Raw genomic sequence first — 24,113 nt, 5'->3', positions numbered from 1 at the left:
GAAAGGTGCGACTCCCGCCACCGCAGCGTCATGTGGCGGCCTCCGCGACGCGTCTCGCGCGGCTCTTCTTGCGGCGCTTGGCCACGATCGGACCCACCAAGCGCGGCGCGAGCGGGCCGATGGCGGCCAGGATCAGCACGTACGCTGCGGCGACGGACCCGAGCGCGGGGTCGAGCCCGGCGGTGACGCCGAGTCCGGCGATGACGATCGAGAACTCGCCGCGCGGCAGGAGCACGAGCCCGGCGCGGAGCTTGCCGGTGAATGCCGAACCGCCCCGCCCGGCCGCCCACCAGCCCGTGGCGAACTTCGTCGCGATCGTGACGACCGCCAGCGCGACCGCGACGGGGAGCACCGGCGGGAGCGCGGTCGGGTCGGTCTCGAGGCCGAAGTTGACGAAGAAGATCGCCGCGAACAGGTTCTTCAGTGGTTCCAACGTCTCCTCGGCTTGGCGGGAGACCTCGCCGGAGAGGGCCATGCCGACGATGAACGCGCCGACCGCGGCCGAGACGTGCACCTGTTCGGCGAGACCTGCCACGACGAGGACGATGCCCATGACCTTGAGCATGAGGATCTCGTCGTTCGGGGAGGAGAGGAACCTCGACAGGAGTCCGCCGAACCGGGACGCGACCACGAAGGCGGCGGCCACGGCGAGCAGCGCGATGCCGAGGCCGACGGCGGCCTGCGCGAACGCGAGTCCGGCCAGGATCGTGGTCACGATCGGCAGGTAGAGGGCCATGACCAGGTCTTCGGCGACCAGGAGTGCGAGGACCGTGGGCGTTTCGCGGTTGCCGAGCCAACCGAGGTCGGTGAGGACCTTCGCGATGATGCCCGACGAGGAGATGTAGGTGACGCCGCCGAAGACGACGGCGGCGGCCGGTCCCCAGCCGAGCAGCAGCGCGCAGACCACGCCGGGCGTGGCGTTGAGGACCAGGTCGACCACGGCGCCGAGCCATGAGGTCCTCATGGTGCCGAGCAGTTCGCGCGGCGTGTACTCGAGGCCGAGGGTGAAGAGGAGGAGGACGACTCCGACTTGGGCGCCGACGGCGAGAAAGCCGGTGATCGCGTGCATCTCATAGATGCCGCCGTGGCCGAAGGCGAGGCCCGCGAGGAGGTAGAGGGGGATGGCGGAGATGCCGAATCGTCCGGCGAGGGCTCCGAGCAGACCGAGGGCTCCGATGAGGAGGCCGAGTTCAAGAAGGAGCTCGACGGTCTCGTGCATTATTCGAGCCCGCGCAAGATCCGGTCGACGGCGTCGACGGCCTCTTGCGTCCCGATGGTGACGAGGCGGTCCCCGACATGGAGGATCGCGGAAGGCGCGGGTCCAGTCTCGACGCCGTCCGCGCGGACGATGGCGACGACGGAGGCGCCGGTGCGGGTGCGGGCGCGGGTGTCGCCGAGCGGGCGATCGGCGTAGGGACTGGTGGCGTCCACGTGCAGCTGTCGCGAGACGAGGTTGTCGATCTCGTGGTGGAGGCGGTTGAGCTTCTCGACGATGCGGGCACCGCCGAGGAGTTCGCCGATCGCGGCGGATTCGTCGGCGGAGAAGACGATGCAGTCGAGCATCGAGTCGGGATCGTCGGGGTCGTAGATGATGAAGTCGCGGCGGCCCTCGCGGTGGGCGACGATGCCTAGGCGCACATGGCGTTTGGTCTCGAATTCGAACCGCACTCCGATTCCGGGCAGCTCGGTGCGCTCCACGTCCACTGTTGGTCACTCCTTTTGTGTGGGATACGCACCGAACCGTACAGCACCGGAGGGTCAGTCGGCTGCGATGACCGGTTCGAGGGCCTGACGCAGGTGGTTTCGGACCTGGTCGGGAACGCGGATGCGGTCGTCGGATTCGTAGCGCGGCCGGACGTTCGCGGCGGTGCCGGGGTCTGCGGTGACGGCGGCGAGCTCGTCGAGGAGCGCGGTCAGGTCGGGGCCGATCTCGTCCTCGGGCTCGGGCATGGCGCCCCAGACGTCCCACGGCAGCAGTTCCATGTTGGACAGGGAGGCCACGTCACGGATGAGGTTGCCCGCGATCCACCAGGCACCCTGCTCCCCCGGGATCGTCAGGCCGCACTTGTCGGGGTCGAGCCGGCCCTCGCGGTACTCGGTCCAGGCTCGGCCGCCGACGACGAAGCGGTCGCGGGGGACGTCGGCCGGATCGAACTCGAAGCCGATCGCTTCGGTGAGCACGGGGTCCATCTGGGCGTCGGAGAGGATCCATTGGCTTCCGTTCCAGTACTCGGCCACCCAGTGGTCGATGTGCCAGTCGGGCTCGAAGTAGTTGCCGAAGCCGCAGCGGGCGCGGGCAGGGATGCCGTGGACGCGCATCGCGGCGACGGTGACGAGGCTGAAGGTGCGGCAGGTGCAGGCGATCCGCCGTTCAGGGGCGCGGGGCTCGGTGAGCGGGCGGGCGTCTTCTTCGAGGATGCGACCGAGGATCGGTTCGGTCGCGCGGAAGTGCGCGGTGGTCCGGCGCCCTTCGGGCATTTCGAATCCGTAGGCGGCGGCGAGGTCCTGGTGGACGAGTATGCCTTGCACGGCAGTGAGGATCGAGGAGATGTCGCCGGGGACGGCGCGCAGCGCTTCGCGGTGGTCTCCGGCGTCGGAGAGCGGGCCGGGCTGGGTGTAGTAGGCGAGGACTTCGTCGGCGCTCATGGTGTTCCTTTCGAACGAGGTGCCCTGAAGTCTATGGAGATTTGCGCCCTGGTATCCAAATTCAATCGTACAAATGTACGGTCTTGAATTTGTGGGGATTTTGCGCGAAACCTCCGGTCGGCCCGAGGGCCGGCCGGAGGTCGTCAATCGGCGGCGCCCGTCAGACGCGGGTCCACTTCTGGTTGTCGCCGCCCCAGCAGCTGTAGAGCTGGACGGGGGCGCCGTTGTCGGAGCTGTAGACGTCCAGGCACAGGTTCGCGTAGCCGACGCTGCGGATCGTGCCGTCGGAGCCGAACGTCCACTGCTGGCTCGCGGCGTTGCTGCAAGCGTTGATCTGCAGTTCCGCGCCGTTGCCGCCCGAGGGCGCTTCGAGGCACCTGCCGAGGACCCGCAGCTCCTGCGCGGCAGTGTAGGTGAACTGCTGGTTCGCGCCCTCGTAGCAGCTGTAGAGCTGGACCTTCGTGCCGCCTGCGGTGTTGCCGCCGGGCACGTCGATGCACTTCCCGGCCGAATTGCTGCGGAGCAGGTCGGTGCCGGTTCCACCGCCACCGCCGCCGCCGTCAGGGGCGACGGCGCGGCCGGTGGACGGCGAGATCATGCCCGCGCAGAGCCCGCGCGAGCGCAGGTCGGCGGCGATCTGCGGGATCGCGTTGATGGTGTTCTGGTAGGCGTCGTGCATCAGGATGACGCCGCCGTCCTGGAGGTTGCGGGCGCTCTGCACGATCTGCGCGGTGCTGGCGGAGTTCCAGTCCTGCGAGTCGACGGTCCAGAGGATCTCGGTGAGGCCCTGCTGGGCCGCGATGGACTTGACCGTGGCGTTCGTGGCCCCGTAGGGCGGGCGGAACAGTGTCGGGGCGACCCCGGTGGCCTGCTGGATCGCCTGCTGGGCGCTGGAGATCTCCTGGGTCGCCTGCGAGGCGGACAGCTTGGTCAGGTCGGCGTGGGTCTGCGTGTGGTTGGCGACCCACATGCCGGCGCTGACCTGCGCGCGGGCGAGCGAGGGGTTGGCGGCGACCTGCCGTCCGAGGTTGAACATGGTGGCGCGCAGACCGTTGGAGGTCAGGGCGTTCAGCAGGTTGGTGGTGGTGCCGGGGTTGGGCCCGTCGTCGAAGGTGAGTGCGACGTAGCCGTTGCAGGTCTGCGCCTGCGCGGGTGCGGCGGCGACGCCGAGCACCACGGCGGCGGCGCCGAGGGTGACGACGATGGCGGACAGGGTGGCGATGAGCGTCCTCATGCGACTTCGCATGATCGGCCTCCTTGGGGTGTCGCCCGGAGACGCGCGGCGGCGTCCCGGGATACGGCGCATCAGTCGGCGTCGACGAACTCCCAGGGGTGAGGGGCCCTAGTCGTCATGAGGGGGTGACGATGGATCGATGTCCCGTGAACGTTCAGGAACGAATGCAATTATCCGGTGCCGATTCGCTGGAAGACAAGGGCTCCGCGCACCAAAACATCGACGTACATCAATTTAGAGCCGGTCGGTCGGGGAACGGGCGGCGAACGGGAGACCAGCGGGCGCAACGGGTCCCGGCCGCGGCGCGGCCGGGACCCGGTCCACTCAGGCGGGTCGGATCAGGCGGCGTCGATGCGGACGTGGACACGCTTCTTCTCGTACTCGGCCGTGGCGGTGTAGCCGGGGAGGTCGATCTGGACCTCGGCGAACTCGCCCCTGACCTCCTTGGCCTTGACGACCGGCAGGTCCACGCCCGCGGCGGGCGGCCGCTGCGGGTCGAGGGTGACCTTCAGGATCGAGCCCGCGTCGAGGGTGACCTTCTTGTCGACCTCCAGTGCGGGCTCGCCGCCGTCGTTCAGCACCACCTGGAGGGTCGCGTTCGACTGGGCGAGGGCCCGCAGTTCGAGCTGCGCGGTGTCGACGATGAGCCGGCCGCCGGTGACGGTGACACCGCCCTTGCCGAGCGCGTTCGCCGAGGCGGCCCGCAGGGTGCCGTCCTGGAGTGCCACGCCGCCGGAGAAGGAGTTGTCGCCGGCGAGGGTGAGCGTGCCGGTGCCGGCCTTCGTGAGCTTCCCCGTGCCGCCGATGTCGTTTCGCCAGGTGTCGGCGGTGTTGAAGCCGCCGGCAGCGGCGTCCATGGTGACGGTGAGGTTCGCGTCGAAGCGGCCGTAGCCGTCGGCGGCGGTGAAGTAGTCCAAACGGCCCCATTGCTCCGGTCCGTCGAGGATCGGGTACCCGCCTTTGAGGGCGGTGGTGCGCAGGACCTCGCGGCGCTGGTCGGCGCTGAGGTAGGGCAGGCGGGTCTCCAGGAGGACTTCGGCTCCCTTGGGGACGGTGAACGCGGTGTCGGGGCCCGAGCGTTCGAGGACGTAGGTGAGGCGTTCGGCGAGGCGCGCCCGGTTGACCTCGCGGTCGGCGTACTCGTCGGTGTCGGCGGCCTCGCGGTGCGCGTAGGCGTACAGCTCATCGGCGGAGACGCCGGTCTGCTCGGTGAAGTACGCGAGCGCCTGCGCGCGGGCCTCCGCCTTGATCTGGGCGGTCGCCGGATTGTGGAGCACGGCGGCGGCGAGGGCGGTGCCGAGGATGCGGCCGCCCACCACGTCGACCGCGCTGTGCATGCCGGCCATGATGCGCGAGTGCGAGGTGTCGGAGGCGCGCAGCAGCAGTTCCTGGAACCGCTCGGGCACCGCGTAGGCGAGCGCGAGGCCGGCGAGCCAGGCGGCGTTGGTGTGACCCGAGGGGAATCCGCCGTCCTCGGCGGGGGTGGTGGAGCGCTGGCGGAGCAGCTCGGGGGCGGCCGCGACCGCCGAGTCGTAGGCGGGGACGCCGAGGACGGGGATGCCGCCGGTCTCGACGACTTCGCTGGCGCGGTTCAGCCGCCAGGGACGCGGGTACTGGTAGGCGAGTTTGCTCGGGTTCGAGGAGGTGTTGTTCCCTCGGACCGTGTTCACCAGGAGCGCGACTTTGCCGAGGTCGGAGTCGGTCGCGCCGGGGCCGATCGCCGAACCGGCGGGGGCGTCGGGCGGGAGCGCGTCGCTGATCTTGTCGGCCGGGATGCCGTCGGGGGCGCCGGTGATGGCGGTGACGGCCTTCGCGCCGGCCTTGTAGAGGGCTTCGAGGGGGCCGAGGCCGCCGATGGCGCTGTAGCTCTGGTGCTGGCGGTCGAAGAGATAGGCCTGTTTGGATTCGGCGTCCGTGCGGGCGGCGGTGACCTGCTCGCTGTACTCGATGTTCGCCTCGAGGACGTCCTCGGCGAGCACGGTGCCGTTGTTCCAGTCCGGGCCGGTCTGCCACAGGTCTTGGAACCCGCTGAGGATGCGGACGGCGGCGTTGGTCTCGGGAGTGAGGTTCTCGATCGCGTTGGTGCTGTAAGTGTCGACGAAGGCGGGGCCGGTGTGCTGGGCCCATCGGGTGACGGGGGTTTCGGACGCGATCGACGCTACTGTGGACTGGAGCGCGCTAGTCGCTTCGCTCGCGGCGGCGGATTCCGCGACGATGGCCGCCGCTGCGATGCCGGCGGAGCCGGCGAGGAGGGCGCGGCGGCCGATCGTGTGCTGTCGTCCTGGCATGTTGTGCTCGTTTCGGTGCGGTGGGCCAAGCCTCGCGGCCTCGGGGCGGCGCCGCGGAAGTGGTTGCGAGCAACACTCTCGCGGCGTGCGGTGAACGGATCGTAGCGAGACGGTGAGCAGGGTCTGCACGGTGGCTAACGGTTGCACGGTCAACGGAGACGGCGGAGTCCCGGCCGCGGTGCGACCGGGACTCCGCGTCGGGTTACCGGGTCAGACCGCCGTTGGGGGCTTCCTGCTCCACTTCGAGCGTCACCGCGTCGGACGCGGACACGCCCGCGGCGTTGACGATGTCGAACATCTTGCGGCCCATGGCGGCGTGCGCCTGCACGGCCGGGTGGGTCGCGCCGTAGTTGCCCCAGTGGTTGGTGAACTGCGCCATGAACGAGTAGACGAGGGCCGGGGCGCCCGCGGCGCTGTAGACCACGCCGGACTCGCTGCGGGTGGCGTCGTCCGCGCCGTACTTCATGGCGATGCGCGAGCGCTCGACCGAGGACATGTTGCGGCGGAAGCCGTCGTGGTAACCGCTGAGTCCCTTCAGGATGTTGAGGAAGAAGCTGGTGCTCTTCGCGGAGAGGAGCTCGCCCTTGGCGAGGCGGGTGAGCAGGTCGTTCGTTTCGAACGTGGTGGTGTCGCCGAGCCACATGCGGCTCGGGTTGGCCGGATTGGGGATCACGCGGGTGTCGTTGAAGCCCTTGGCCGCCAGGGTCTCGTTGATCTCGGCGGGAGGACAGACCAGGCCGCACAGCCGCACCGAGGTGTTGTCCGAGGTCAGGAGCATGGCGACCAGGACGTTCGCGACGGTGATCTCGTCGCCGTACGCGGTCTGGTGGAAGTAGAACCCGGAGCCGGTGAGGATGATGTCCGAGGTGAGGGTGATGCGGTCGTCCAGCGAGAGTTCACCCCGGTCGATCTTGTCGAGCACGCCGAGCGCGATGCCGAGCTTGTTGATGCTCGCGGCGGTCTGGATGCTCGTGGAGCTCTGGTTCACGGCCACGACGGGCGCGCCAGTGCCGTTGAGGAGGGTCACGTAACCCTGCCAGGTGCCGCCCGCCTTGGCGGTCTCGGTGTCCCAGACCGCTTTGATCTGCGAGGCCGTCGTGACGGCGGCCTGAGCGGTGGACTGCTCCGCGTGCGCGGCGGAGGCGGAGCCGAGAACGGCGCCGCCGGCGGTCACCGCGGCACCGAGCTTGATTACATCGCGTCGTTCCATGGTCGCCTTTCGTTGGCTTGCAAGGTGTTGAGGAGGTCCGCCATTGGTACGCCGCAGCGCGCGCCAGCGGTTGCCTCGAATCAGAACGAAGTGGACGCGAGGAGTCCGATTGCGGCGTCCCGGTGGCCGTTCGAGGCGAGGAGCCCGGCTGGAGCGAGACGGTAGTCCGCGTCGATCACGAAGCGGGCGTCCTTGGGCGGCCGGACGCCGCCGGAGGTGTCCGCGCCGACCGCCTCCCGCAGCCACACTGCGGCTTCGGGATCGCGGCGCAGGATGCCGCCGGAGCCGACGACGAGGCTGACGGCCGCGAGGTCCTTGCCGCCGCGAAGCGGCTCGGTCGGGCCGCCGATGCGCTCCCCGCGCGCGTGGCGGCGCACCGCGATCCGGGCCGCGAGGGCGCTCAACTCGGCGTCGTCGGCGGGATCCGCGGACCTGAGCGCGGGGTTCGCCGCGCGCAGTCGAGCGGCCTCCGGCAGGCCCCGACTGGTGGGGAGGTCCTCCTCGTCCGCGGCCTCGGTGATGCCGATCGCCGTATGCCGCACGCCGAGGTCGCCTTCGACGGTCCTTGAGCGCCAAGCGGTCCCGGCCACTTCGGCGCGCGGGCCCTCGCGTTCGGCGTCGGGGGTGAGCACCGAGTAGACGTCGGTGGTCGCGCCGCCGACGTCCACCACGAGCAGGTCAGCGCCGGTGGTGTCGGCGAGCAGTTCGACCCCGGTGAGCACGGCGTCGGGTGTGGCGGCCTTGACCATGCGGGTGAAGTCGGCGCTGGCGGAGAGGTGCTTCCCGGCGATCACGTGGCGGAGGAAGACCTCGCGGAGCGCGGTGCGGGCGGGGACGGGGTTGAGGACGCCGATGCGCGGCAGGACGTTCGCGACGCGGGTCGTGCCGATCCCGGCTCCGGTGAGGAGCGCGGCGATGTCGGCGGCGGCGTTCGCGTTGCCCGCCACGACGACCGGCGTTCGGGATCCGGACTCGGCGAGTGCCGCCGCGTGGGCGCGCAGTGCGGTCTCGTCGCCGCCGTCGGTGCCTCCGGCCAGGAGGATCACGTCGGGTCGGGCCCCGGCGAGCTCCGTGAAGTCGCCCGTCTCGAGGTCGCCGGCGCGCACGTCCACGACCCGGGCTCCGGCGCTGAGTCCGGCCCGGTAGGCGGCGCGGGCGGTGACCAGCGGCTCGTTGCCGATCACCGCGAGCCGGAGCCCGCCGCCCGCCGAGGAGCAGACGAGCGTGTCGACGACCTTGACGCCCTTCGGGGTCGCCTCGTCGGCGGCGGCACGGAGACCGTCCATGACGTCGGTGCCGATCGTGGTGGGGCGCGAGGCCGCGCCGAGGAGCTCGCCGGTGTCCGCGTCGACGGCGGCGGCCTTGGTGTAGGTCGATCCGACGTCGACGCAGACGACGGCTGCGCTCACGGGACGACCACAGTGCCCGTGGCGGTGGTGGCGATGATCGGCACGTCGAGGACGACCGCCGACGAGTCACCGCGCTCGGGGTCGGCACGGCAGACCACCATGAGCGTGAACTCGACGGTGCGGCTGCGGCGGCCGGTGCGGACCACGGTGGCGGTGGCCTCCACGACGTCCCCGGCTTTCACGGGCGCTTTGAACTGGACGTCCGCATAGGACGCGAACAGCCCTTCGTCGCCGTCGGTGAGGATGCACAGCTCGGTGGCGACGTCGCCGAACAGTCCGAGCCCGTAGGCGCCGTCCACGAGGTTCCCGCCGTAGTGCGCGTGGCCGTGGGGGATGTAGCGGCGGTGGGTGACCGTGGTGCCGTTGTGGTCGGTCATGCTGCTGCCTCTCTGCTGGTCACGAGCCGGTGGACGAGATACGAGGCCACGTCGGACGGTGTGGTGCCGCGGGTGAAGATGCGGTCGACGCCGAGCTCGGTCGCGGCGCCCTCGTCGAAGCGGGGCCCGCCGACGACGAGCAGCGGGCGGCGGCCCGGCGGCAGGGCCTCGCGGAAGGCGGCGGCCATCTCCCGGGTGTTGTGCAGGTGGGCGTCCTTCTGGGTGACGACCTGGCTCACGAGCACCGCGTCCGCTTCCTCGTCGACCGCGCGGTTCACGAGGTCGGGCACGGCGACCTGCGCGCCGAGGTTGACGACGCGGAGTTCGCGGTAGTACTCCAGGCCCTTCTCCCCCGCGACGCCCTTGATGTTGAGGATCGCGTCGATGCCGACGGTGTGCGCGTCGGTGCCGATGCAGGCGCCCACGACGCAGAGCTTGCGGCCGAGCCGCTCGCGGATGGCGTCGTTGACCTCCTTCGGGCTGAGGTGCGGGTAGTCCTTCTCGACCACTTTGACCTCGTCGAGGTTGACGAGATGCGTGGACGCGCCGTAGACGACGAAGAAGGTGTAGCCCTCGCCGATGGCCTTGGCGTGCACGAGCATCGCACCGTCGAGTCCCATCTTGGCGGCGAGCTGGAGGGCCGCGCCCTCGGCGCGTTTGTCGTGCGGGACGGGCAGGGTGAAGGAGAGCTGCACCATGCCGTCGCCGGTGGTGTCCCCGTAGGGCCTGATGATGCGGCTCATCGGACGGCCTCCTTCTGGGCGGCGTCCTGGTCGGGGCTCGTCCTGTCGAGTTCCGCCGCGGCCGGGTTCCAGTAGTCGTCGGCGCGCTTCGCGACGCCGTCGAGGCCGCGGCCGCCGTCGGCGGGGCGCTTCATGATGCCGAACGTGCCGTCGGCGATGGCGTTGAGCAGGCCGTCGTCCACGATCTTCGCGAGCAGGTCCACGGCCTCTCCGAGGACTTGATTGGCGCGGCCGGCGATGAAGCCGTCCCTCGGCGGATGGAAGTCCTCGGCGAGCCCGGCGCACGCGTTGAGCACGTACCGCACGTTCTGGAGGGCGATGTCCCGGTCGGAGAGCCAGGGGGTGACGACCGCTTCGGTCATCATGCCCACCAGCAGGATCGACTGGCCGGTCATGACGCCGGCGAGGTTGAAGAACCCGTCGAGGAGGTTGCCGCGGAACACGTCGCCGGTCATGTGCTTCGTCGGCGGCATCCACTTCAGCGGTGCGTCCGGGAACAGCTGGCGGGCCAGCAGCGCGTGCGCGAGTTCGAGCCGGAACGACTCGGGCACTTCGGGGTTGATCTCGAAGGCGTGCCCGAGGCCGAGCAGCGGGTCCGGGAGCCCGGCCTCATGCGCGAAGCGCTCGTTGAGCAGCTGCGAGACGGTGACCGTGTGGGCGGCCTCGACGGCGTCGGCCGTGGTCAGGTAGTTGTCCTCGCCGGTGTTGATGATGATCCCGGCGCGGGCGTGGACCTGGCGGCTGAAGCGCTGGTCCACAAAGGTGCGGATCGGGTTGATGTCGCGGAACAGGATGCCGTACATCGAGTCGTTGAGCATCATGTCGAGCCGGTGCATGCCCGCCAGCGCGGCGATCTCGGGCATGCAGAGCCCCGACGCGTAGTTGGTGAGGCGGATGTAGCGGCCGACCTCGCGGGAGGTCTCGTCGAGGGCGGCGCGCATGAGCCGGAAGTTCTCGCCGGTGGCGTAGGTGCCGGCGAAGCCCTCGCGGGTGGCGCCTTCCGGTACGTAGTCGAGAAGGGACTGCCCGGTGGAGCGGATGACGGCGATGACGTCGGCTCCGGCCCTGGCGGCGGCCTGGGCCTGCGGGATGTCCTCGTAGATGTCGCCGGTGGCGACGATGAGGTAGATCCAGGGCCGCTGGGGCGGGTCGCCGATCTCGGCGACGAGTTCGTCTCTCCTGCTTCGCGACCGGTCGATGCGGTCGAACCCGTGCTGGACGGCGGCTCGCGCGTGGCCGCGGGCGGTCTCGGCGTCGGGGCCGCTCGGGAGGCTGAAGCGGACGCCGTCGGCCGCTGCGGCGTGGGCGAGGCGGTCGAGGTCGGGGAAGTCCTTGAGCGCGTGGAAGACCGGGAGGGCGATGCCGTGCTCGATGCCGACCTGTTCCTGGACGGCGTCGGCGAGGCGGTTGACCCACGGGATGCCGTCGGGATCGGCTCCGGTGAGGCCGGCGAGGCGGAGCGTGGCGCGCTCGACGGAGACCGTGGTGTGGCTGCGGGCGAGGTCGACGACGGGTTGGGCGGCTTTCGCGGCGAGGCGGCGGGCCCGGGCGACGACGGCGGGGTCGAGCGGGAGTTCGGCGGTCATTCGCTCTCTCCCTCGGCGAAGCCTGCGGGCCGAGCATCGGCGCTGCCCACCCGGTCGATGAACAGGTCCTTCAGGTGCGGGTTCGCTCGCAGCAGGTCGAGCGCGTAGTCGGCGTGGCCGGGGACGTAGCCGTTGCCGATCAGCATCTCGACGTCGGCGGCGAGGCCTTCGGCGCCGAGGGCGGCGGCCGTGAAGGAGGTGGCCATGGAGAAGAAGACGACGGTGCCGCCGGCGGCGGTCGAGAGGATCGCGCCGTGTTCGCAGCCGGGGACGTCGACGCAGACGACGGTGACGTCGGCGCCGCGGCCGTCGAGCGCGTGCTCCACCTTCTCGGCGAGGTGGAGCGGGTCGGTGGCGTCGGCGATGACGATCTCGTCGGCGAGTCCGGAGCCGCGCAGGCAGGCGTCTTCGATCTCGTCGCGGACGACGGCGACCACTGTCGCCGCGCCGGCGTCCCGCGCTGCGGCGAGCGAGAGCGACCCGGATTTTCCGGCGGCGCCGAGGACGGCGACGGTGGTCTCGGCGGGTGCGCGGCGGGAGACGACGCGGTGGACGAGCGCGGGCGCGCCGCACACGTCGAGGACGGCGAGCGCGAGGTGTTCGGGCAGGTCCGATGGGAGTGCGGCGGCGATGGAGCGGCCGAAGAGGATCGCGTGGCCGCTGGTCGGAATCTGCTCGGAGTTGCCGTCCCAGCGTGCCAAATCGTCATCTATGTGCAGCGGGGTGAGGGTGAGCGAGACGAGGGTGGCGACCTTCTGGCCGGCTTTGAGGCCGAGCGGGGAGCGGGGGCCGACCTCGTCGACGGTGCCGATGAGCATGCCGCCGGAGCCGGTGACGGGGTTGTGCATTTTGCCGCGGCGTTCGATGATGGCGCGCACTTCGGCCCGGACGGCTTCGCCGTCGCCGCCGTGGGCGGTGCGGAGCTGCCGGTAGGAGGCCGCGTCGAGATTGAGGCGTTCGACGCTGATACGGACCTCGTCGTCGGCGATGTCGGGGTCGGGGTCGAGCCGGTCGGCTGCTTGTGGCAGCGCTCCGGCGGGGCTGACGACTCGGTGCGATCCGACCGGTGAGCCTGTCGACATCGTTGCCGCCCTTCTTGTAGCAGGGAATTTTATGGAGTCTCAATATGCGGGACCTAGCGCACTACAGTAACGGAAGGTTATCCTCGTCACAAGGACGGTCATCCCCGTCTGCGAGGTTTCCCGGGCCAACAGCCCGGACATGGAGGTGAGAAGGTGTCGGATCGACCAGCGGGAGACACCGCGCACATCTACGACTCACAAGCGTCGTCGAGGCCGCCCGTGATCGAGCAGCCGTACCAGTACCGGCGCCGCAGGCTGGAGGAACCGGACTGGACCCGGTTCCCCGGCTGGGCGGACGTGACCGAGGCGGACTGGGCGTCGGCGCAGTGGCAGCGCGTGCACTGCGTCAAGAACGTCAAGCAGCTCCGGGAGGTGGTGGGCGACCGGCTCCACGAGTCGTTCTACGAGGACCTCGCGCAGGACATGGCGCATTCGGCGACCATGTCGATGCTGCTGCCACCGCAGATGCTCAACACGATGGCCCCCGCGATCGAGGAGACCGCCCCGGGATCGTGGACCGATGCGCTCGTAGCCGACCCGGTGCGTCGCTACATGCTGCCCGTCGCCTCCGACCGGCACCCCGACTGGCCCTCGCACCCGTTCGCCACTCGGGACTCCCTCCACGAGCACGACATGTGGGCCGTCGAAGGCCTCACCCACCGGTACCCGACGAAGGTCCTCGCCGAGCTGCTCTCGACGTGCCCCCAGTACTGCGGGCACTGCACCCGCATGGACCTCGTCGGCAACTCGACGCCCACAGTGGACAAGCGGAGGCTCGCGCTGAAACCGGTCGACCGGCAGACCGCGATCCTCGACTACCTGAAGGCGCACCCGGGCGTGCGGGACGTGGTCGTCTCCGGCGGCGACGTCGCGAACCTGCCGTGGAAGCAGCTCGAACGGTTCCTCGACCGGCTCCTCGACGTGGAGACCATCCGCGACATCCGCTTGGCCACCAAGGCGCTCATGGGGCTGCCGCAGCACTGGCTGCAGGACGAGATCGTCGACGGCATGGCCCGCGTCGCCAAGCGCGCGGCCGGGCAGGGCGTCAACCTCGCGATCCACACCCACATCAACCACGCCAACTCGGTGACCCCGGCCGTCGCGCGGGCGGCCGCGGCGATGCTCGACGCGGGCGTGCGCGACGTGCGCAACCAGGGCGTGCTCATGCGCGGCGTCAACGACACCCAGGCCGACCTGCTCGACCTGTGCTTCGCGCTGCAGGGCGAGGCGAACATCCTGCCGTACTACTTCTACATGTGCGACATGATCCCCAACGCCGAGCACTGGCGCACCTCGGTCTCGCAGGCGCAGGAGCTGCAGACCGCGATCATGGGCTACCTGCCCGGGTACGCGACGCCGCGCATCATCTGCGACGTGCCGATGGTCGGCAAGCGGTGGGTCCACCAGCTCTCCGAATACGACCGCGAGCTGGGCATCTCCTACTGGACCAAGAACTACCGGACCTCGATCGAGGCCGACGACCCCGACGCGCTCACCCGCCGGTACCCGTTCTACGACCCGATCGACACGCTTCCCAAAGCCGGCCAGCAGTGGTGGGCGAACATGCACCCGCCGGTGCGCGCCAAAGAGGACGGCGACGCGGCGGCCGCCAAGTCCCGGCTGGCCGTGGCCCGCCATGACGAGGCCGCGGAGATCGCATGACCGGCACCCTCATCACGGTGGCGCCCACCGGGGCCGAGGTCGACAAGGCCGAGGTCCCGGCGCTGCCGGTGACGCTGGACGAGCTGGTCGACACCGCGAAGCGGTGCGAGCAGGCCGGAGCGTCGATCATCCACGTGCACCTGCGCGACGACGACACCCGGCCGACCCTCGACCCGGTGCGGCTGCGCGATGCCGTCGCGGCCCTGCGTGACACGACGAATCTCATCGTGCAGCTCTCGACGGGCGGCTCGGTCCGCGACGGCGAGGAGGCCCGGCTCGCGGTGCTCGACGCGGAGCCGGACATGGCCTCCTGCACGATGGGCACGGTGAACTTCGGCGACGACGTGTTCCTGAACCGCTGGGCGTTCGTCGTCGAACTGCATCGGCGGATGCGGGACAAGGCGGTCGTGCCCGAGTACGAACTGTTCGATCTGGGACATCTGGCGGCGCTGGAGCGGTTGCTGGACAAGGAGGGCCTGCCGTTCGGCGGGCACGTGCATGTGGACTTCGTGCTCGGTGTGCCCGGGGGCGCGGCCGGGGACGCGTCCACGGTGGCGGCCTTCGCGGAAGGCGTGCGCCGGTACCTGCCGGAAGGGACCACGTTCTCCGCCACCGGCATCGGTCGCACGACGCTCCCGGTGATGCTGGCTTCGCTGGCCCACGGCGGGCACCTGCGGGTCGGCATGGAGGACACGGTCTCGTACGCGAGGCGGCAACCGGTCACGGGCAACGATCAACTGGTCGAGCGGGCCGCGAGGGCCGCGGCGCTGGCGCAACGCCCGGCGATCACGACGGTGGAGGCCAGGAAGCTCCTGCGGATGCGCGACGCGGACTAGCGGTGCGAAGGAGAGCCCGACCGCAGAACGGTCGGGCTCTCGCCATGCCGCGGTGTCGGTCACGGTGAGCCGAGGTGGCCGACGGCTTCGATAGTCGCGATCGCTCGGAAGGTCGGCCGAATCGGGGAATGCGTATCGGGGACATGTGTGTTTCCCTTGATGTGCAGGCTCCTGCGACCGTCGAGGCAGGACCGATGCCGTCTCGAAGGGAGCGTCCGATGCTCGATCTCGCCGTCATTCTGCCCTTCCTGGGACCAGGGGCGAAGGTCCTCGGAACGGTCATCGAATCGTTCCGAGGGAAAAGCGTCTCCCAGAGTGAGATCGAACAGACCGTGCGACGTTCGGGGCAGGAGGAACTGCAGCGCACTCCCGCCTTCGCGAATACGCCCGCTCCGCGGCGTCCCCTGATCGAGACCGCATTGATCGGCGCCGTCGTGATCACCGTGCTCAAGGCGGACCAATGGTCCGACATGCGCATCGGCCAGACCGCAGACGGCCTGCAGTTCGGCGTCCAGCGTGGACCCGCGCCGTCCGACCAGAACCTGATGGACGTGCTGCTGAAGGCCATCCAGGCCCAGCCGATCGAATCCGGCGTCGCGTCGTATGAGCCTCCGGCCATCGAGGCCCCGGGATACCCGGTGGCCCCCTACCCGGGATCGCCCGGCTACGGCCCGGTGCACAACACCGGTCATCCGACCGGTGCACCGTCCACTTTCGATGACGGGTACGCGGTGGCCCCGTATACGACGTACTCCGACGGCCAGGGCGACCCCTACGCCGTTTTCGAGGAGGTGCACCTCGACTCTCCGCCGTACGTACCGGCCTCCACCCCGAGCCCCCCTCAGGTGAACGACGAGCGGCAGCAGGCATCGAGCGTCGCCGACGCGCTCGTCCACAGGCACAACGAGGTGATGGACCTCGTCGATTCGCGTCCGACGGCGGCGGCTCGCATGATGAAGGTGATCCTGGACGACATGGTCGCGACGCTCGGGACGGACCATGAGACGACGATCCACGCGCACCGGAACTACGCCTATATCCTGGGCAGATCGGATCAGTACGCCGAGTCGGTCCGCGAATACGAGAAATCGCTGCCGAGCTTCGCACGGGTATTCGGCAGCGAGCAACGGATCACGGTCCTCGCCTGGATGGATTACGGATTCCAGCTGATGAAGAGCGGCGACTCGGCGGCGGCGATCGAGACGTTCGAGGCCATCCTGCCCGCGCTCGAGGCCGAGCTCGGCACCGACCACGAGGAAGTGGTGTTCATCCGCCGGGTCCTCGAATCGTTCAGGAACTCCTGAGGCGCCTGGGAACTCGACCCGCCGGGTCGATCCGCCCTCCGATTACCGTGGAGGCGTGACATTCCTTGACCCCCGACGAACCGCAGTCGTCATCGTCGACCTCATGCCGCGCCTGCTGAGTACGGACTTGCAGCCGCGCCCAGGCGCTGCAGTTCTCGAAGCCGCGCTCGCCCTTGCCGATGGCGCTCGAAAAGCGGGCGCGCCGGTCGTGGCGATTCGTGTCGAACGCCCGAACGTGGACCAGCAGCCGCCGGGAAGCGAACTGACGGCCGCGCTTGCGAAGGTGGCTGACGCCGTCGTCGTGAAGCGCTCGATCGGCGGCTTCTACGGCACGGAGCTCAATGAAGTGCTGCAGGGGTTCGGAGCGGCAGCACTGGTGATGGCGGGGATCATGACGAACCTCGGCGTCGAGTCGACTGCGAGGGCGGCCTCGGACCACGGCTATGAACTCATGTTCGTCGAAGATGCCATGAGCGCCTTGACGGCTGCCGAACATGAGGCGTCGGTGAACCTGAACCTCCCCCGCTTCGGAGCGGTCGTCGGTTCGGCCGAACTGCATTGGCGGGCGAGTTCCTGAACCGAGCATCAAGGCCCGGCCGCACAGCGGCCGGGCCCTTTCGGTGTCCTGCGAGCGCGCTCAGCGGTTGTTCTGGAGCTTCTTGAGACCTGCCGTCAGGTCATCGATGTTCATGACGGGTGTCATGTCCACTTTGGCGTTGAGTTGCTCGAACAGCGGCTCGGAGATCGTCGGAATCATCGAGGTGTCCTCCAAGTCGAAGAACAGCATCATGCCCCGCATCCCGTCCTGGGGGAAGAAGTAGGCGGCCTCCGGATTCAGCTGATCCATGAGCTTCTTGAGGTTCTGCTGCATGTCCCCGCCCATGATCGCCTTGTTACCCGATTCAACCGGTATCTGCACTTTCAGGCAGACTCGCATGGCACTCCTCCTCCTTGTCACCGGACCGGCGGACTGCGCGTCGGGCAGTCCACGCACCGGTCGGCACCCTCATTGCACCGTGGACCGCAACCCCTGTCAGGGTTTCCGGGATGTCCTCATATCCCTGCCGGGTGGCGGATGAAGTGCTAGCGCCCGGCCGCCTTCCGGCACAGGTCGACGTGGGCCTCGCCGTACTGCGCGGACAGTGCTATGCGGCGCTGGGGAGTTCGACTCCGGTCGGGTTCGCGATGTCGGTCAGTGGTTCCAGCGGCGGCCGAAGCCGGAGAGGAACCCGCCGATCGCCAGGTAGACCAGGGCTGCGATCCCGTAGTTCACGACCGCGCGGACCTTCGGGTCATCGATGCCGGTGAACATGTCCCGGAAGAGCCAGGAGAACCAGTTGGCGAGATCGGCCATGAAGTTCACCAACGGGTTGTGCGGATTGGCCTCCAGGAGGACGAAGCCCAAGTGCAGCAGGATGATCAGCGCGATCGCACCGAAGATCGCGGTGAGGACGTGCACGATGACGGGGTTGTAGCGGGTGACGACGTGTGCCATGACGGTTCCATTCCTTCAGGTGTCTGTCGTTCTTGGACACCCGGGTTCCCTTCCCGGAGCGGCGCAAACGGGGCCTCCCCAACCTGGCACAACCGGGAATGCGACGGTTTAAGCGGTTTCCGCGATACCGGTCGGCCGGTAAGCTTGGGTCCCATGCCCTCCAGACCACGGCCGCCGACCCCGCACGTTCACGACTCGCAGGCGTCGCCGAGGCCGCTGCGCTTCCTCACGGGTCTTGCACGGCCGCATGCCGGCGGCATCGCGCTGGGCTCGCTGCTGTTCCTGCTCGCGGGCGGCGCTTCGATGTCGCAACTGTGGATGCTCGGCCGGGTCGTCGACGATGGCCTCATCGCCCGCGACGGCGGTGCGCTCGCATTCTGGTTGACGCTCATGGGCATCGCCGTCACCGCGCAGCCGACGTTCTGGGTGCTCGGATTCCGGCGGTTCAACACCGCCGACGCCGCGAGCCAGCGCGTCATCGTGCGGCGGCTCACCGACCACCTCAACACCGCCGGTACGGGCGTGCGCGGGCGCGTCTCGGCCGGGGAGCTGGTGAACCTGCCCAGTGAGGACATGCGCAAGGCCGCCCACACGGTCACCGAGATCGGGTTCCTCACCAACAACTTCGCCATGTTCACCATCGGCTCCGCCCTGGTGTGGTCGATCCACCCGCTGCTGGGCGGCATCGTCATCGCCGGGAGCGTCGTCACCGCGCTCATCGCCGGGCCGCTCCTCAAACGGCTCCAGCGCCGCCAGGCCGACTATCGGGACATGATCGGCGGCCTCACCGCCCAAGCGGCCGACATCGTCGGCGGCCTGCGGGTGCTCCGCGGGATCGGCGGGGACCTGCTGTTCACCGACCGGTACCGGGAGCAGTCGACGGCGCTGCGCGAACGCGGCTACGCGGTGGCGAACTCGAGCTCGTGGATCCACGCCCTGCGACACTCGATGCCGATCGTGTTCGTCGCCGCCATCACCTGGGTCGGCGCGCTCCTCGTCCTGGACGGCGCGCTCACCATCGGAGGTCTCGCCTCCGCGTTCAGTTTCGCGACCATCTTCATCGCGGTCTCGGGGAACTTCATCATCTCCGCGAACTACCTGGTCGCCAGCTGGGTGGCCGCAGGCCGCCTCACCCGCTTCCTCGCCGTAGGGACCGATGTGGACGACCAGGGGACGCTGCCGGGCGCGGGCGGGGAGCTGCGCGACCCCGCTTCGGGCCTAGCGGTCCCCGACAACGGACTCACGGTGCTGGTGACCGCCGAGACCGCACCGGCTACGGAGGCCTGCGAGCGGCTGGCCCGATACCGCGACTCCGAAGCGGTCTGGGGCCCGAAGCCCTTGGAGGCGTATGCGCTCGCTGACGTGCGGGAGCGGATCATGCTGCTCACCGACGAGGACTACCTCTTCGAGGCGACACTGGCCGAGACCCTGCGGGTCGAACCGGAAGCGGCGCTCGCCGCGATCGAGACCGCTTGTGCCGCAGACGTGTACAGCGGACTCGGCGCCGCACTCGACGGACGTGTCGCCGAAGGCGGCCGAAACCTCTCGGGCGGCCAGCGCCAGCGGCTGCGGCTCGCCCGCGCGCTCGCGGCCGCGCCGCAGACGCTGCTGGCCGTGGAGCCGACCTCGGCCGTGGACTCGCACACCGAGTCGCTCATCGCCGCGCGCGTGACGGCCGCCCGTGCGTCGATGTCGACGCTGGTGGTGACGGCGTCGCCGCTGTGGCTGGTCCACGCCGACCGGGTGGTGTGGATGGTCGAAGGCAAAGTGAACGCCACCGGATCGCACGCCGAGCTGCTGTCCGACCCCGAGTACCGCCGCCTCACCGCTCATGAGGAGTCCGCATGAGCGCCACCGACGTTCGAGCGCGCCTGCCGATCGCGAGCCCGTCGCAGGTGCGCCGCGCCTTCTTGGGGCTGCTCGCCGCCGACAAGGGCCCGGCCGTGCAGGTCCTGGTCATGTACACCCTCGCGGCCGCCTTCAGCGTCGCCGTCCCGGTGCTGCTGGGCCGGGTCGTCGACGGCATCGGTGCGGGCTGGGGCGCGGGCGACGTCAACCTCGTGTGCGGTGTGATCGTCGCCTGCGTGGCCGTCCAGTTCGTGCTCAGCCGCCTGGGCCGGCGCGCAGGCTACCGGTTCGGGGAGCGGGCGGCGGCGCGGCTGCGGGAGGACGTCGTGGCCCGCGTGCTCGGACTGCCGCTGGACCGGGTCGAGCAGGCCGGACGCGGCGACCTCGGGACCCGCACGGCCGCAGACGTCAACACGGTGGCGGACCTGCTGCGGGACAACGGGCCCGCGATCGTGACCTCCCTCATCGAGGTGCTGGTGCTGTACGCCGCGCTCTTCGTCGTGGACCCGCTCCTGGGCCTGGTCTCACTGGTGACGCTGCCGCCGCTGCTGCTGGCGGCGCGCCGGTACCTGCGGCAGGCGAGCCGGGTGTTCACCGAGCAGCGCGCGGCAATGAGCGAGGCCGCCGAGACGCTGTCCGCTTCCGGGAGCGGCGCGCGAACCGTCGCAGCGCTGGCGATGCAAGAGGATCGGCGCGTGCTCGGCTACGCGCGGGCAGCGACCCTGTTCGAGCGGTTCAAGCGGCTCATCCGGCTCCAGGTCGAGTTCTTCTTCCTCCTGCTCTGGCTCAACCGGCTGCAGCTCGTGCTGACGATCGCCGCCGCCGGGCTCTGGTACCTCGAGGGCGGCCCGAGCCTCGGCACGGCGATCGCGGCGATCACCGTGGTCGTGCGCATCGCCAACCCCACGAACGGGGTCATGACCCAGCTCAGCGAATTCCAGCAGGGTTCGGCGGCGCTCGCGCGGATCACGGGAGTCGGCCTGATCGAAGCGGCGCCGAGAGAGGCCGTCCCGGACGGGAACGAACTGATACTCGACACGGTGACGTTCGGGTACGGCGACGGCCCTGACGTGCTGCACGGCCTCAGCCTCCGCCCGAAGCAGGGCGAACGGCTCGTCGTCGTCGGCCCTTCGGGGGCGGGGAAATCCACGATCGCGCGACTGCTCGCCGGGATCGACCGACCCCGGACCGGGCACGCGACGCTCGGCGGCGTCCCGGTCGGCGACATCGCGGTCGAGGAACTGCGGCGCCGCGTCGTGCTCGTGACCCAGGAGCACTATGTGTTCACCGCGACCCTGCGCGAGAACCTGATCCTCGCCGCGCCCGACGCCGACGACGCGCGGCTGGCAGAGGCGCTGCGGCGGGTCGACGCCGGGTGGGCCGTCGCCGCCGGGCTCGACACGATGCTCGGCCCGGAGCACCGCAGGCTCACCACGGCGGAGGCGCAGCAGATCGCGCTGGCGCGCGTCGTCATCGCCGACCCGCCGATCGTGATCCTCGACGAGGCCACGGCCGGCATCGATCCAGCCAGTGCGGGCAATGTGGAGGTTGCGCTGGCGGCGGCGCTCGCGGGCCGCACGGTCATCGCGATCGCGCACCAGCTGCAGGCGGCCGCCTCAGCGGACCGGATCGCGGTCGTGGAGGACGGCCGGATCGTCGAGGAGGGCCCGCACGGCGCGCTCCTCGCGGCGGACGGGGTGTACGCGGCGCTCTGGCATGCGTGGCAGGGCGACTGATTCGGGTTGCCCGGTTCGCGGCAGGCGGTTAGGGTCCGAAGATGACCAGAACCCTTGTGACCGGCCCCGATGTGGAACGGGCCGTTGACCTCACGGCTGGCGCGCTGCGCAACGCCCCCGCCGAGGCCTGGGACGATCAGGCCGGGCCGATGGACTGCTCTTGCTGGGACGCATTGGACCACTTGAACAACGGCCTGTTCTCCTATGCGCTGCGACTCGCCCCGCAGGTGCCGTACCTCCAGGGTCGTCCGACGATCGTGTGGCAGCGGCCTGGAGAGCAGCCGCTGCCGATCATCACCGACCGCGAGTCCGGCCCCGAAGCCGGGATCGAGGCCCTGCTGATGATGGGCGGCTTGGTCGCGGCGGTGGTCGACGCCCGACCGGCGTCGGCACGGGCCTGGCACATCTGGGGAACCGCCGACCCCGAAGGCTTCGCCGCCATGGGCGTGGTCGAGACGCTCGCGCACGCGTTCGACCTCACCCAGGGGCTCGGTGTCGACTTCGAGGCACCGGCCGACCTCGTCGCCCCGGCGCTGGCGCGGTTGTTCCCCGAGGCTCCCGCGGACACCGATCCGTGGCCGACCCTGTTGTGGGCCACGGGACGCGGCGAGCTCGCGGGGCACGCGAAGCGGGGCCCGGACTGGACCTGGCACGGCGCGCCCCTGGACGAGGATTAGGGCGATCTCGGCGCCGCTGGGACGCGTGCGGGCCGGCGGATGGGATAACGACCGATCTGATGCGCAGCACATGCGCTAGTCCAGCTCGGGCTCGTCGACCCATCCGGCGATGAGGATGAGGCCGGACGGCCGGTGTCTGGCGAGGTAGGCGAAGGGTCGGTCGAAGCGGATCGAGGCGCGTATGTGACGGTGCTTGGGTTTCGCGAAGGCCGCGGCACGCGTCATGGCGATCGCAGTGACCGCGGCGGCCTCGAAACCGGTGGCGCTGAAGACCGACATCGCCGTCTGCTTGGCCTGGGTGACGTAGACCGGTTCGGCCGCAAGGCGGTCGAAGCGGGCGCGGTCCGCGTCGGAGGCGGTGACGAGGCCGAGCGCGTCGGCGTCGTCGCTGAGGTCGAGATCGGCGTCGAGCTTGAAACGGACGGTCTGGACCTCGACCTCCGGACCGGCTTGCGGTCGCATGGACTGGTACTCGGTGACCTCCACGCCCGTGGCCCGCTCCCCCGGCGACAGTCCGTTGGACGAGCGGCCCCAGACGGGATCGGTCGCGGCATCGATGAGAACGTTCATGACCGCTTGCGGCGCAAGGCCGTCGCGCCCCAGGGCCAGGAGCACGTCGATGTCGCCGTCGCCGGGGACCGTGAGCACCGAGGCGTTGTCGGCGACACGCAGGACGTCGTCGTTCAGCGTCGCGGTGAGGACGCGACAGCGCCCGAGACCGGCCCATGGGCCTTGGTTGAAGGCGCGGCTCGAGTCTTCGAAGGGTGTGCGCCAGGTGGTTCGAATGGACAGGGCGCTGGCGAGGACGAGGTCGATCGGCCGGCTGAAATCCAGCGGCATCCGCTCGATGAGTCCGCCGGTGTTCCGGGAGGCCCATGCGTCGAGGACGGCCTTGTCCGCGGCGGCGTCGCCGGTGAGCGACCCGACCGCCTCCACGGGCAGACCCGCGATCCATTCAGGATCGAGCGTGACCCGAGCTCCGGCCCAGAGCGCGAGAGCGAGGCGGATCGAGGGGGTCGCGCGGACCGCTTCGAGCAGGGCTGCGGGCATTTTGGCGGCCTGATCGGCATCGAGGCCGGTGGCTGCCAACAGCTCGTTGCGGGTCTCGTGGACCGCGCCGGTCACGAGCGCGGCGAGCAGCGGCCAGATGCCGAGACCAGAGGCGACGGCCGGGATCGATTCCCGGGAGGCGAACCACCGCCGAGTGAGTTCGTTGGCGGCCTTGATCTCGCTCGCAGTCAGCGCGTCTTGAATCGTCGTCTCGGTGCCCATGCCATGGATGCTAGTGCCTCTCGGTACCAGGGGCGTCTCACTGTGGGGCCGTGAGTTCGAGGTCAAACCTGGCAGCGACGAGGTGGTGAATGGGTGGGGTGGGTTGGTCGGGTAGCGGGTCTGTTTCGGGTTGGGGCGCAGGAGCTCTGGTCGGATTCGGGGTGCGGAACATGAGGAGGTTCTCCACCTGTGGGTGATGACAGTCGGGGGCTGCATGAGGGATACTTGAGGCACGTACAGGGACAGGAAACTTGTACAGGTGTCGGGGTAGGTGTAAGCAGACTACGACAAGCCTCTGGCCGATCCGACAAACCGACTTGTTTCGAGGCGACGACCCCGCAAGCCAGGGTGCTCCTCCACTGGAGGCGTCCGATCTCACCCCCGTGCCATCGCCCGCAGCTGTCCGCGCCCCCGACGGGCCGTGACTGGGTGGACGATCCTAGTTGGGATCACCCCAACCAGCAGGCGATGCCGTACACGACGGCATACGCGATCCGAGCACGACCCGCCAGCGTCAGCGGTGAGGCCACACCGAGCGAATAGAGGACTCGGTACGGCGACACCGCAAGCACGTCCATGGCGAACACCACCCCGTCCCGGCAGCGCCGCGCCCGCAAGCCCGCGCGACTGCAGGACGGACCCCGAAGAACGGCAAGCGATCCTCGGGAGGCGAACCCGCCACCGGCAACCACCGGGCAAGCCACCGGC

General features: G+C 69.9%; 21 protein-coding genes. 7 read left to right on the top strand and 14 right to left on the bottom strand.

Features of this window, described 5'->3' with window-relative positions; all coding sequences use genetic code 11:
* Positions 1–28 precede the first annotated feature (28 nt).
* The 11 genes from JHY01_RS10390 to JHY01_RS10340 all read right to left on the bottom strand — a co-directional run bounded on the left by JHY01_RS10390 (position 29) and on the right by JHY01_RS10340 (position 12,575).
* Positions 29–1,219: a cation:proton antiporter gene (locus JHY01_RS10390; RefSeq protein WP_205325563.1), complete on the bottom strand. Its 1,191-nt coding sequence runs from the start codon at positions 1,217–1,219 to the stop codon at positions 29–31.
* Positions 1,219–1,704: a cation:proton antiporter regulatory subunit gene (locus JHY01_RS10385; protein ID WP_205325562.1), complete on the bottom strand. Its 486-nt coding sequence runs from the start codon at positions 1,702–1,704 to the stop codon at positions 1,219–1,221. Before JHY01_RS10385 ends, JHY01_RS10390 begins: the two co-directional genes overlap by 1 nt.
* Before the next feature lie 54 nt (positions 1,705–1,758).
* On the bottom strand, positions 1,759–2,646 hold the full coding sequence (locus JHY01_RS10380) for a transglutaminase domain-containing protein (RefSeq protein ID WP_205325561.1): 888 nt from the start codon (positions 2,644–2,646) through the stop codon (positions 1,759–1,761).
* 160 nt (positions 2,647–2,806) lie between these two features.
* Positions 2,807–3,892: a polysaccharide deacetylase family protein gene (locus JHY01_RS10375; protein ID WP_205325560.1), complete on the bottom strand. Its 1,086-nt coding sequence runs from the start codon at positions 3,890–3,892 to the stop codon at positions 2,807–2,809.
* A gap of 326 nt (positions 3,893–4,218) precedes the next feature.
* Entirely contained in the window at positions 4,219–6,168 is a 1,950-nt protein-coding gene (locus JHY01_RS10370) for a phosphatase PAP2 family protein (RefSeq protein ID WP_205325559.1), read from the bottom strand.
* Positions 6,169–6,370: 202 nt separating this feature from the next.
* Entirely contained in the window at positions 6,371–7,378 is a 1,008-nt protein-coding gene (locus tag JHY01_RS10365; protein ID WP_205325558.1) for a serine hydrolase, read from the bottom strand.
* Positions 7,379–7,458: 80 nt separating this feature from the next.
* Complete coding sequence (locus JHY01_RS10360; RefSeq protein ID WP_205325557.1) at positions 7,459–8,787, bottom strand: glutamate mutase L; 1,329 nt, start codon at positions 8,785–8,787, stop codon at positions 7,459–7,461.
* On the bottom strand, positions 8,784–9,164 hold the full coding sequence (locus tag JHY01_RS10355) for a hotdog fold domain-containing protein (protein ID WP_205325556.1): 381 nt from the start codon (positions 9,162–9,164) through the stop codon (positions 8,784–8,786). Before JHY01_RS10355 ends, JHY01_RS10360 begins: the two co-directional genes overlap by 4 nt.
* A complete protein-coding gene (locus tag JHY01_RS10350; protein ID WP_205325555.1) occupies positions 9,161–9,907 on the bottom strand; it encodes an OAM dimerization domain-containing protein in 747 nt (248 codons plus the stop codon). Before JHY01_RS10350 ends, JHY01_RS10355 begins: the two co-directional genes overlap by 4 nt.
* Positions 9,904–11,493, bottom strand: a complete 1,590-nt coding sequence (locus JHY01_RS10345) for a lysine 5,6-aminomutase subunit alpha (protein ID WP_205325554.1) — start codon at positions 11,491–11,493, stop codon at positions 9,904–9,906. The genes JHY01_RS10350 and JHY01_RS10345 overlap by 4 nt, the downstream gene beginning before the upstream one ends.
* Positions 11,490–12,575 carry an L-erythro-3,5-diaminohexanoate dehydrogenase gene (locus JHY01_RS10340; protein WP_205325553.1) on the bottom strand — a complete coding sequence of 362 codons (1,086 nt, stop codon included), beginning with the start codon at positions 12,573–12,575 and terminating at the stop codon, positions 11,490–11,492. The genes JHY01_RS10345 and JHY01_RS10340 overlap by 4 nt, the downstream gene beginning before the upstream one ends.
* A gap of 222 nt (positions 12,576–12,797) precedes the next feature.
* Here JHY01_RS10340 and JHY01_RS10335 point away from each other — a divergent pair, with 222 nt between their 5' ends.
* The 4 genes from JHY01_RS10335 to JHY01_RS10320 all read left to right on the top strand — a co-directional run bounded on the left by JHY01_RS10335 (position 12,798) and on the right by JHY01_RS10320 (position 16,954).
* Positions 12,798–14,237, top strand: coding sequence for a KamA family radical SAM protein (locus tag JHY01_RS10335; protein WP_374199518.1), 1,440 nt, complete (start codon positions 12,798–12,800; stop codon positions 14,235–14,237).
* The gene (locus tag JHY01_RS10330) at positions 14,234–15,073 is read left to right on the top strand and encodes a 3-keto-5-aminohexanoate cleavage protein (RefSeq protein WP_205325552.1); all 840 of its coding nucleotides are present in this window, start codon (positions 14,234–14,236) and stop codon (positions 15,071–15,073) included. Before JHY01_RS10335 ends, JHY01_RS10330 begins: the two co-directional genes overlap by 4 nt.
* Before the next feature lie 218 nt (positions 15,074–15,291).
* Positions 15,292–16,377 (top strand): tetratricopeptide repeat protein, encoded by a 1,086-nt coding sequence (locus tag JHY01_RS10325; RefSeq protein ID WP_205325551.1) that lies wholly within the window; start codon positions 15,292–15,294, stop codon positions 16,375–16,377.
* Between the two features lie 55 nt (positions 16,378–16,432).
* The gene (locus JHY01_RS10320) at positions 16,433–16,954 is read left to right on the top strand and encodes an isochorismatase family protein (RefSeq protein ID WP_307814363.1); all 522 of its coding nucleotides are present in this window, start codon (positions 16,433–16,435) and stop codon (positions 16,952–16,954) included.
* A gap of 60 nt (positions 16,955–17,014) precedes the next feature.
* Here JHY01_RS10320 and JHY01_RS10315 read toward each other — a convergent pair whose 3' ends face one another.
* The gene (locus tag JHY01_RS10315) at positions 17,015–17,314 is read right to left on the bottom strand and encodes a hypothetical protein (protein WP_205325549.1); all 300 of its coding nucleotides are present in this window, start codon (positions 17,312–17,314) and stop codon (positions 17,015–17,017) included.
* Between the two features lie 255 nt (positions 17,315–17,569).
* Positions 17,570–17,872, bottom strand: a complete 303-nt coding sequence (locus JHY01_RS10310) for a hypothetical protein (RefSeq protein ID WP_205325548.1) — start codon at positions 17,870–17,872, stop codon at positions 17,570–17,572.
* A gap of 153 nt (positions 17,873–18,025) precedes the next feature.
* On the opposite strand from JHY01_RS10310, the gene JHY01_RS10305 reads away from it, so the two are divergent.
* Genes JHY01_RS10305 through JHY01_RS10295 form a run of 3 tightly spaced genes read left to right on the top strand, consistent with a single transcriptional unit; the run spans position 18,026 to position 22,133 of the window.
* Positions 18,026–19,720, top strand: a complete 1,695-nt coding sequence (locus JHY01_RS10305; RefSeq protein WP_205325547.1) for an ABC transporter ATP-binding protein — start codon at positions 18,026–18,028, stop codon at positions 19,718–19,720.
* Positions 19,717–21,456, top strand: a complete 1,740-nt coding sequence (locus tag JHY01_RS10300) for an ABC transporter ATP-binding protein (protein ID WP_205325546.1) — start codon at positions 19,717–19,719, stop codon at positions 21,454–21,456. Before JHY01_RS10305 ends, JHY01_RS10300 begins: the two co-directional genes overlap by 4 nt.
* 41 nt (positions 21,457–21,497) lie before the next feature.
* Positions 21,498–22,133 carry a hypothetical protein gene (locus JHY01_RS10295; RefSeq protein ID WP_205325545.1) on the top strand — a complete coding sequence of 212 codons (636 nt, stop codon included), beginning with the start codon at positions 21,498–21,500 and terminating at the stop codon, positions 22,131–22,133.
* 75 nt (positions 22,134–22,208) lie between these two features.
* Here JHY01_RS10295 and JHY01_RS10290 read toward each other — a convergent pair whose 3' ends face one another.
* Entirely contained in the window at positions 22,209–23,405 is a 1,197-nt protein-coding gene (locus JHY01_RS10290; protein WP_205325544.1) for a serpin family protein, read from the bottom strand.
* Positions 23,406–24,113: the final 708 nt, after the last annotated feature.

This window comes from Glycomyces sp. YM15, from assembly GCF_016918015.1.
In the GTDB taxonomy this organism is placed as follows: Bacteria; Actinomycetota; Actinomycetes; order Mycobacteriales; family Micromonosporaceae; genus Glycomyces.
The sequence above is the reverse complement of the archived record's forward strand: the minus strand, read 5'-3'. Positions and strand labels throughout refer to the sequence as shown.

What these genes read in the sequence shown, in the direction of transcription:
- JHY01_RS10330 (WP_205325552.1), top strand. Translation starts at nt 14,234, where the DNA reads ATGACCGGCACCCTCATCACGGTGGCGCCCACCGGGGCCGAGGTCGAC.
- JHY01_RS10295 (WP_205325545.1), top strand. Translation starts at nt 21,498, where the DNA reads ATGACCAGAACCCTTGTGACCGGCCCCGATGTGGAACGGGCCGTTGAC.
- JHY01_RS10345 (WP_205325554.1), bottom strand. Translation starts at nt 11,493, where the DNA reads ATGACCGCCGAACTCCCGCTCGACCCCGCCGTCGTCGCCCGGGCCCGC.
- JHY01_RS10315 (WP_205325549.1), bottom strand. Translation starts at nt 17,314, where the DNA reads ATGCGAGTCTGCCTGAAAGTGCAGATACCGGTTGAATCGGGTAACAAG.
- JHY01_RS10370 (WP_205325559.1), bottom strand. Translation starts at nt 6,168, where the DNA reads ATGCCAGGACGACAGCACACGATCGGCCGCCGCGCCCTCCTCGCCGGC.
- JHY01_RS10340 (WP_205325553.1), bottom strand. Translation starts at nt 12,575, where the DNA reads ATGTCGACAGGCTCACCGGTCGGATCGCACCGAGTCGTCAGCCCCGCC.
- JHY01_RS10365 (WP_205325558.1), bottom strand. Translation starts at nt 7,378, where the DNA reads ATGGAACGACGCGATGTAATCAAGCTCGGTGCCGCGGTGACCGCCGGC.
- JHY01_RS10350 (WP_205325555.1), bottom strand. Translation starts at nt 9,907, where the DNA reads ATGAGCCGCATCATCAGGCCCTACGGGGACACCACCGGCGACGGCATG.
- JHY01_RS10355 (WP_205325556.1), bottom strand. Translation starts at nt 9,164, where the DNA reads ATGACCGACCACAACGGCACCACGGTCACCCACCGCCGCTACATCCCC.
- JHY01_RS10380 (WP_205325561.1), bottom strand. Translation starts at nt 2,646, where the DNA reads ATGAGCGCCGACGAAGTCCTCGCCTACTACACCCAGCCCGGCCCGCTC.
- JHY01_RS10325 (WP_205325551.1), top strand. Translation starts at nt 15,292, where the DNA reads ATGCTCGATCTCGCCGTCATTCTGCCCTTCCTGGGACCAGGGGCGAAG.
- JHY01_RS10310 (WP_205325548.1), bottom strand. Translation starts at nt 17,872, where the DNA reads ATGGCACACGTCGTCACCCGCTACAACCCCGTCATCGTGCACGTCCTC.
- JHY01_RS10300 (WP_205325546.1), top strand. Translation starts at nt 19,717, where the DNA reads ATGAGCGCCACCGACGTTCGAGCGCGCCTGCCGATCGCGAGCCCGTCG.
- JHY01_RS10305 (WP_205325547.1), top strand. Translation starts at nt 18,026, where the DNA reads ATGCCCTCCAGACCACGGCCGCCGACCCCGCACGTTCACGACTCGCAG.
- JHY01_RS10390 (WP_205325563.1), bottom strand. Translation starts at nt 1,219, where the DNA reads ATGCACGAGACCGTCGAGCTCCTTCTTGAACTCGGCCTCCTCATCGGA.
- JHY01_RS10375 (WP_205325560.1), bottom strand. Translation starts at nt 3,892, where the DNA reads ATGCGAAGTCGCATGAGGACGCTCATCGCCACCCTGTCCGCCATCGTC.
- JHY01_RS10290 (WP_205325544.1), bottom strand. Translation starts at nt 23,405, where the DNA reads ATGGGCACCGAGACGACGATTCAAGACGCGCTGACTGCGAGCGAGATC.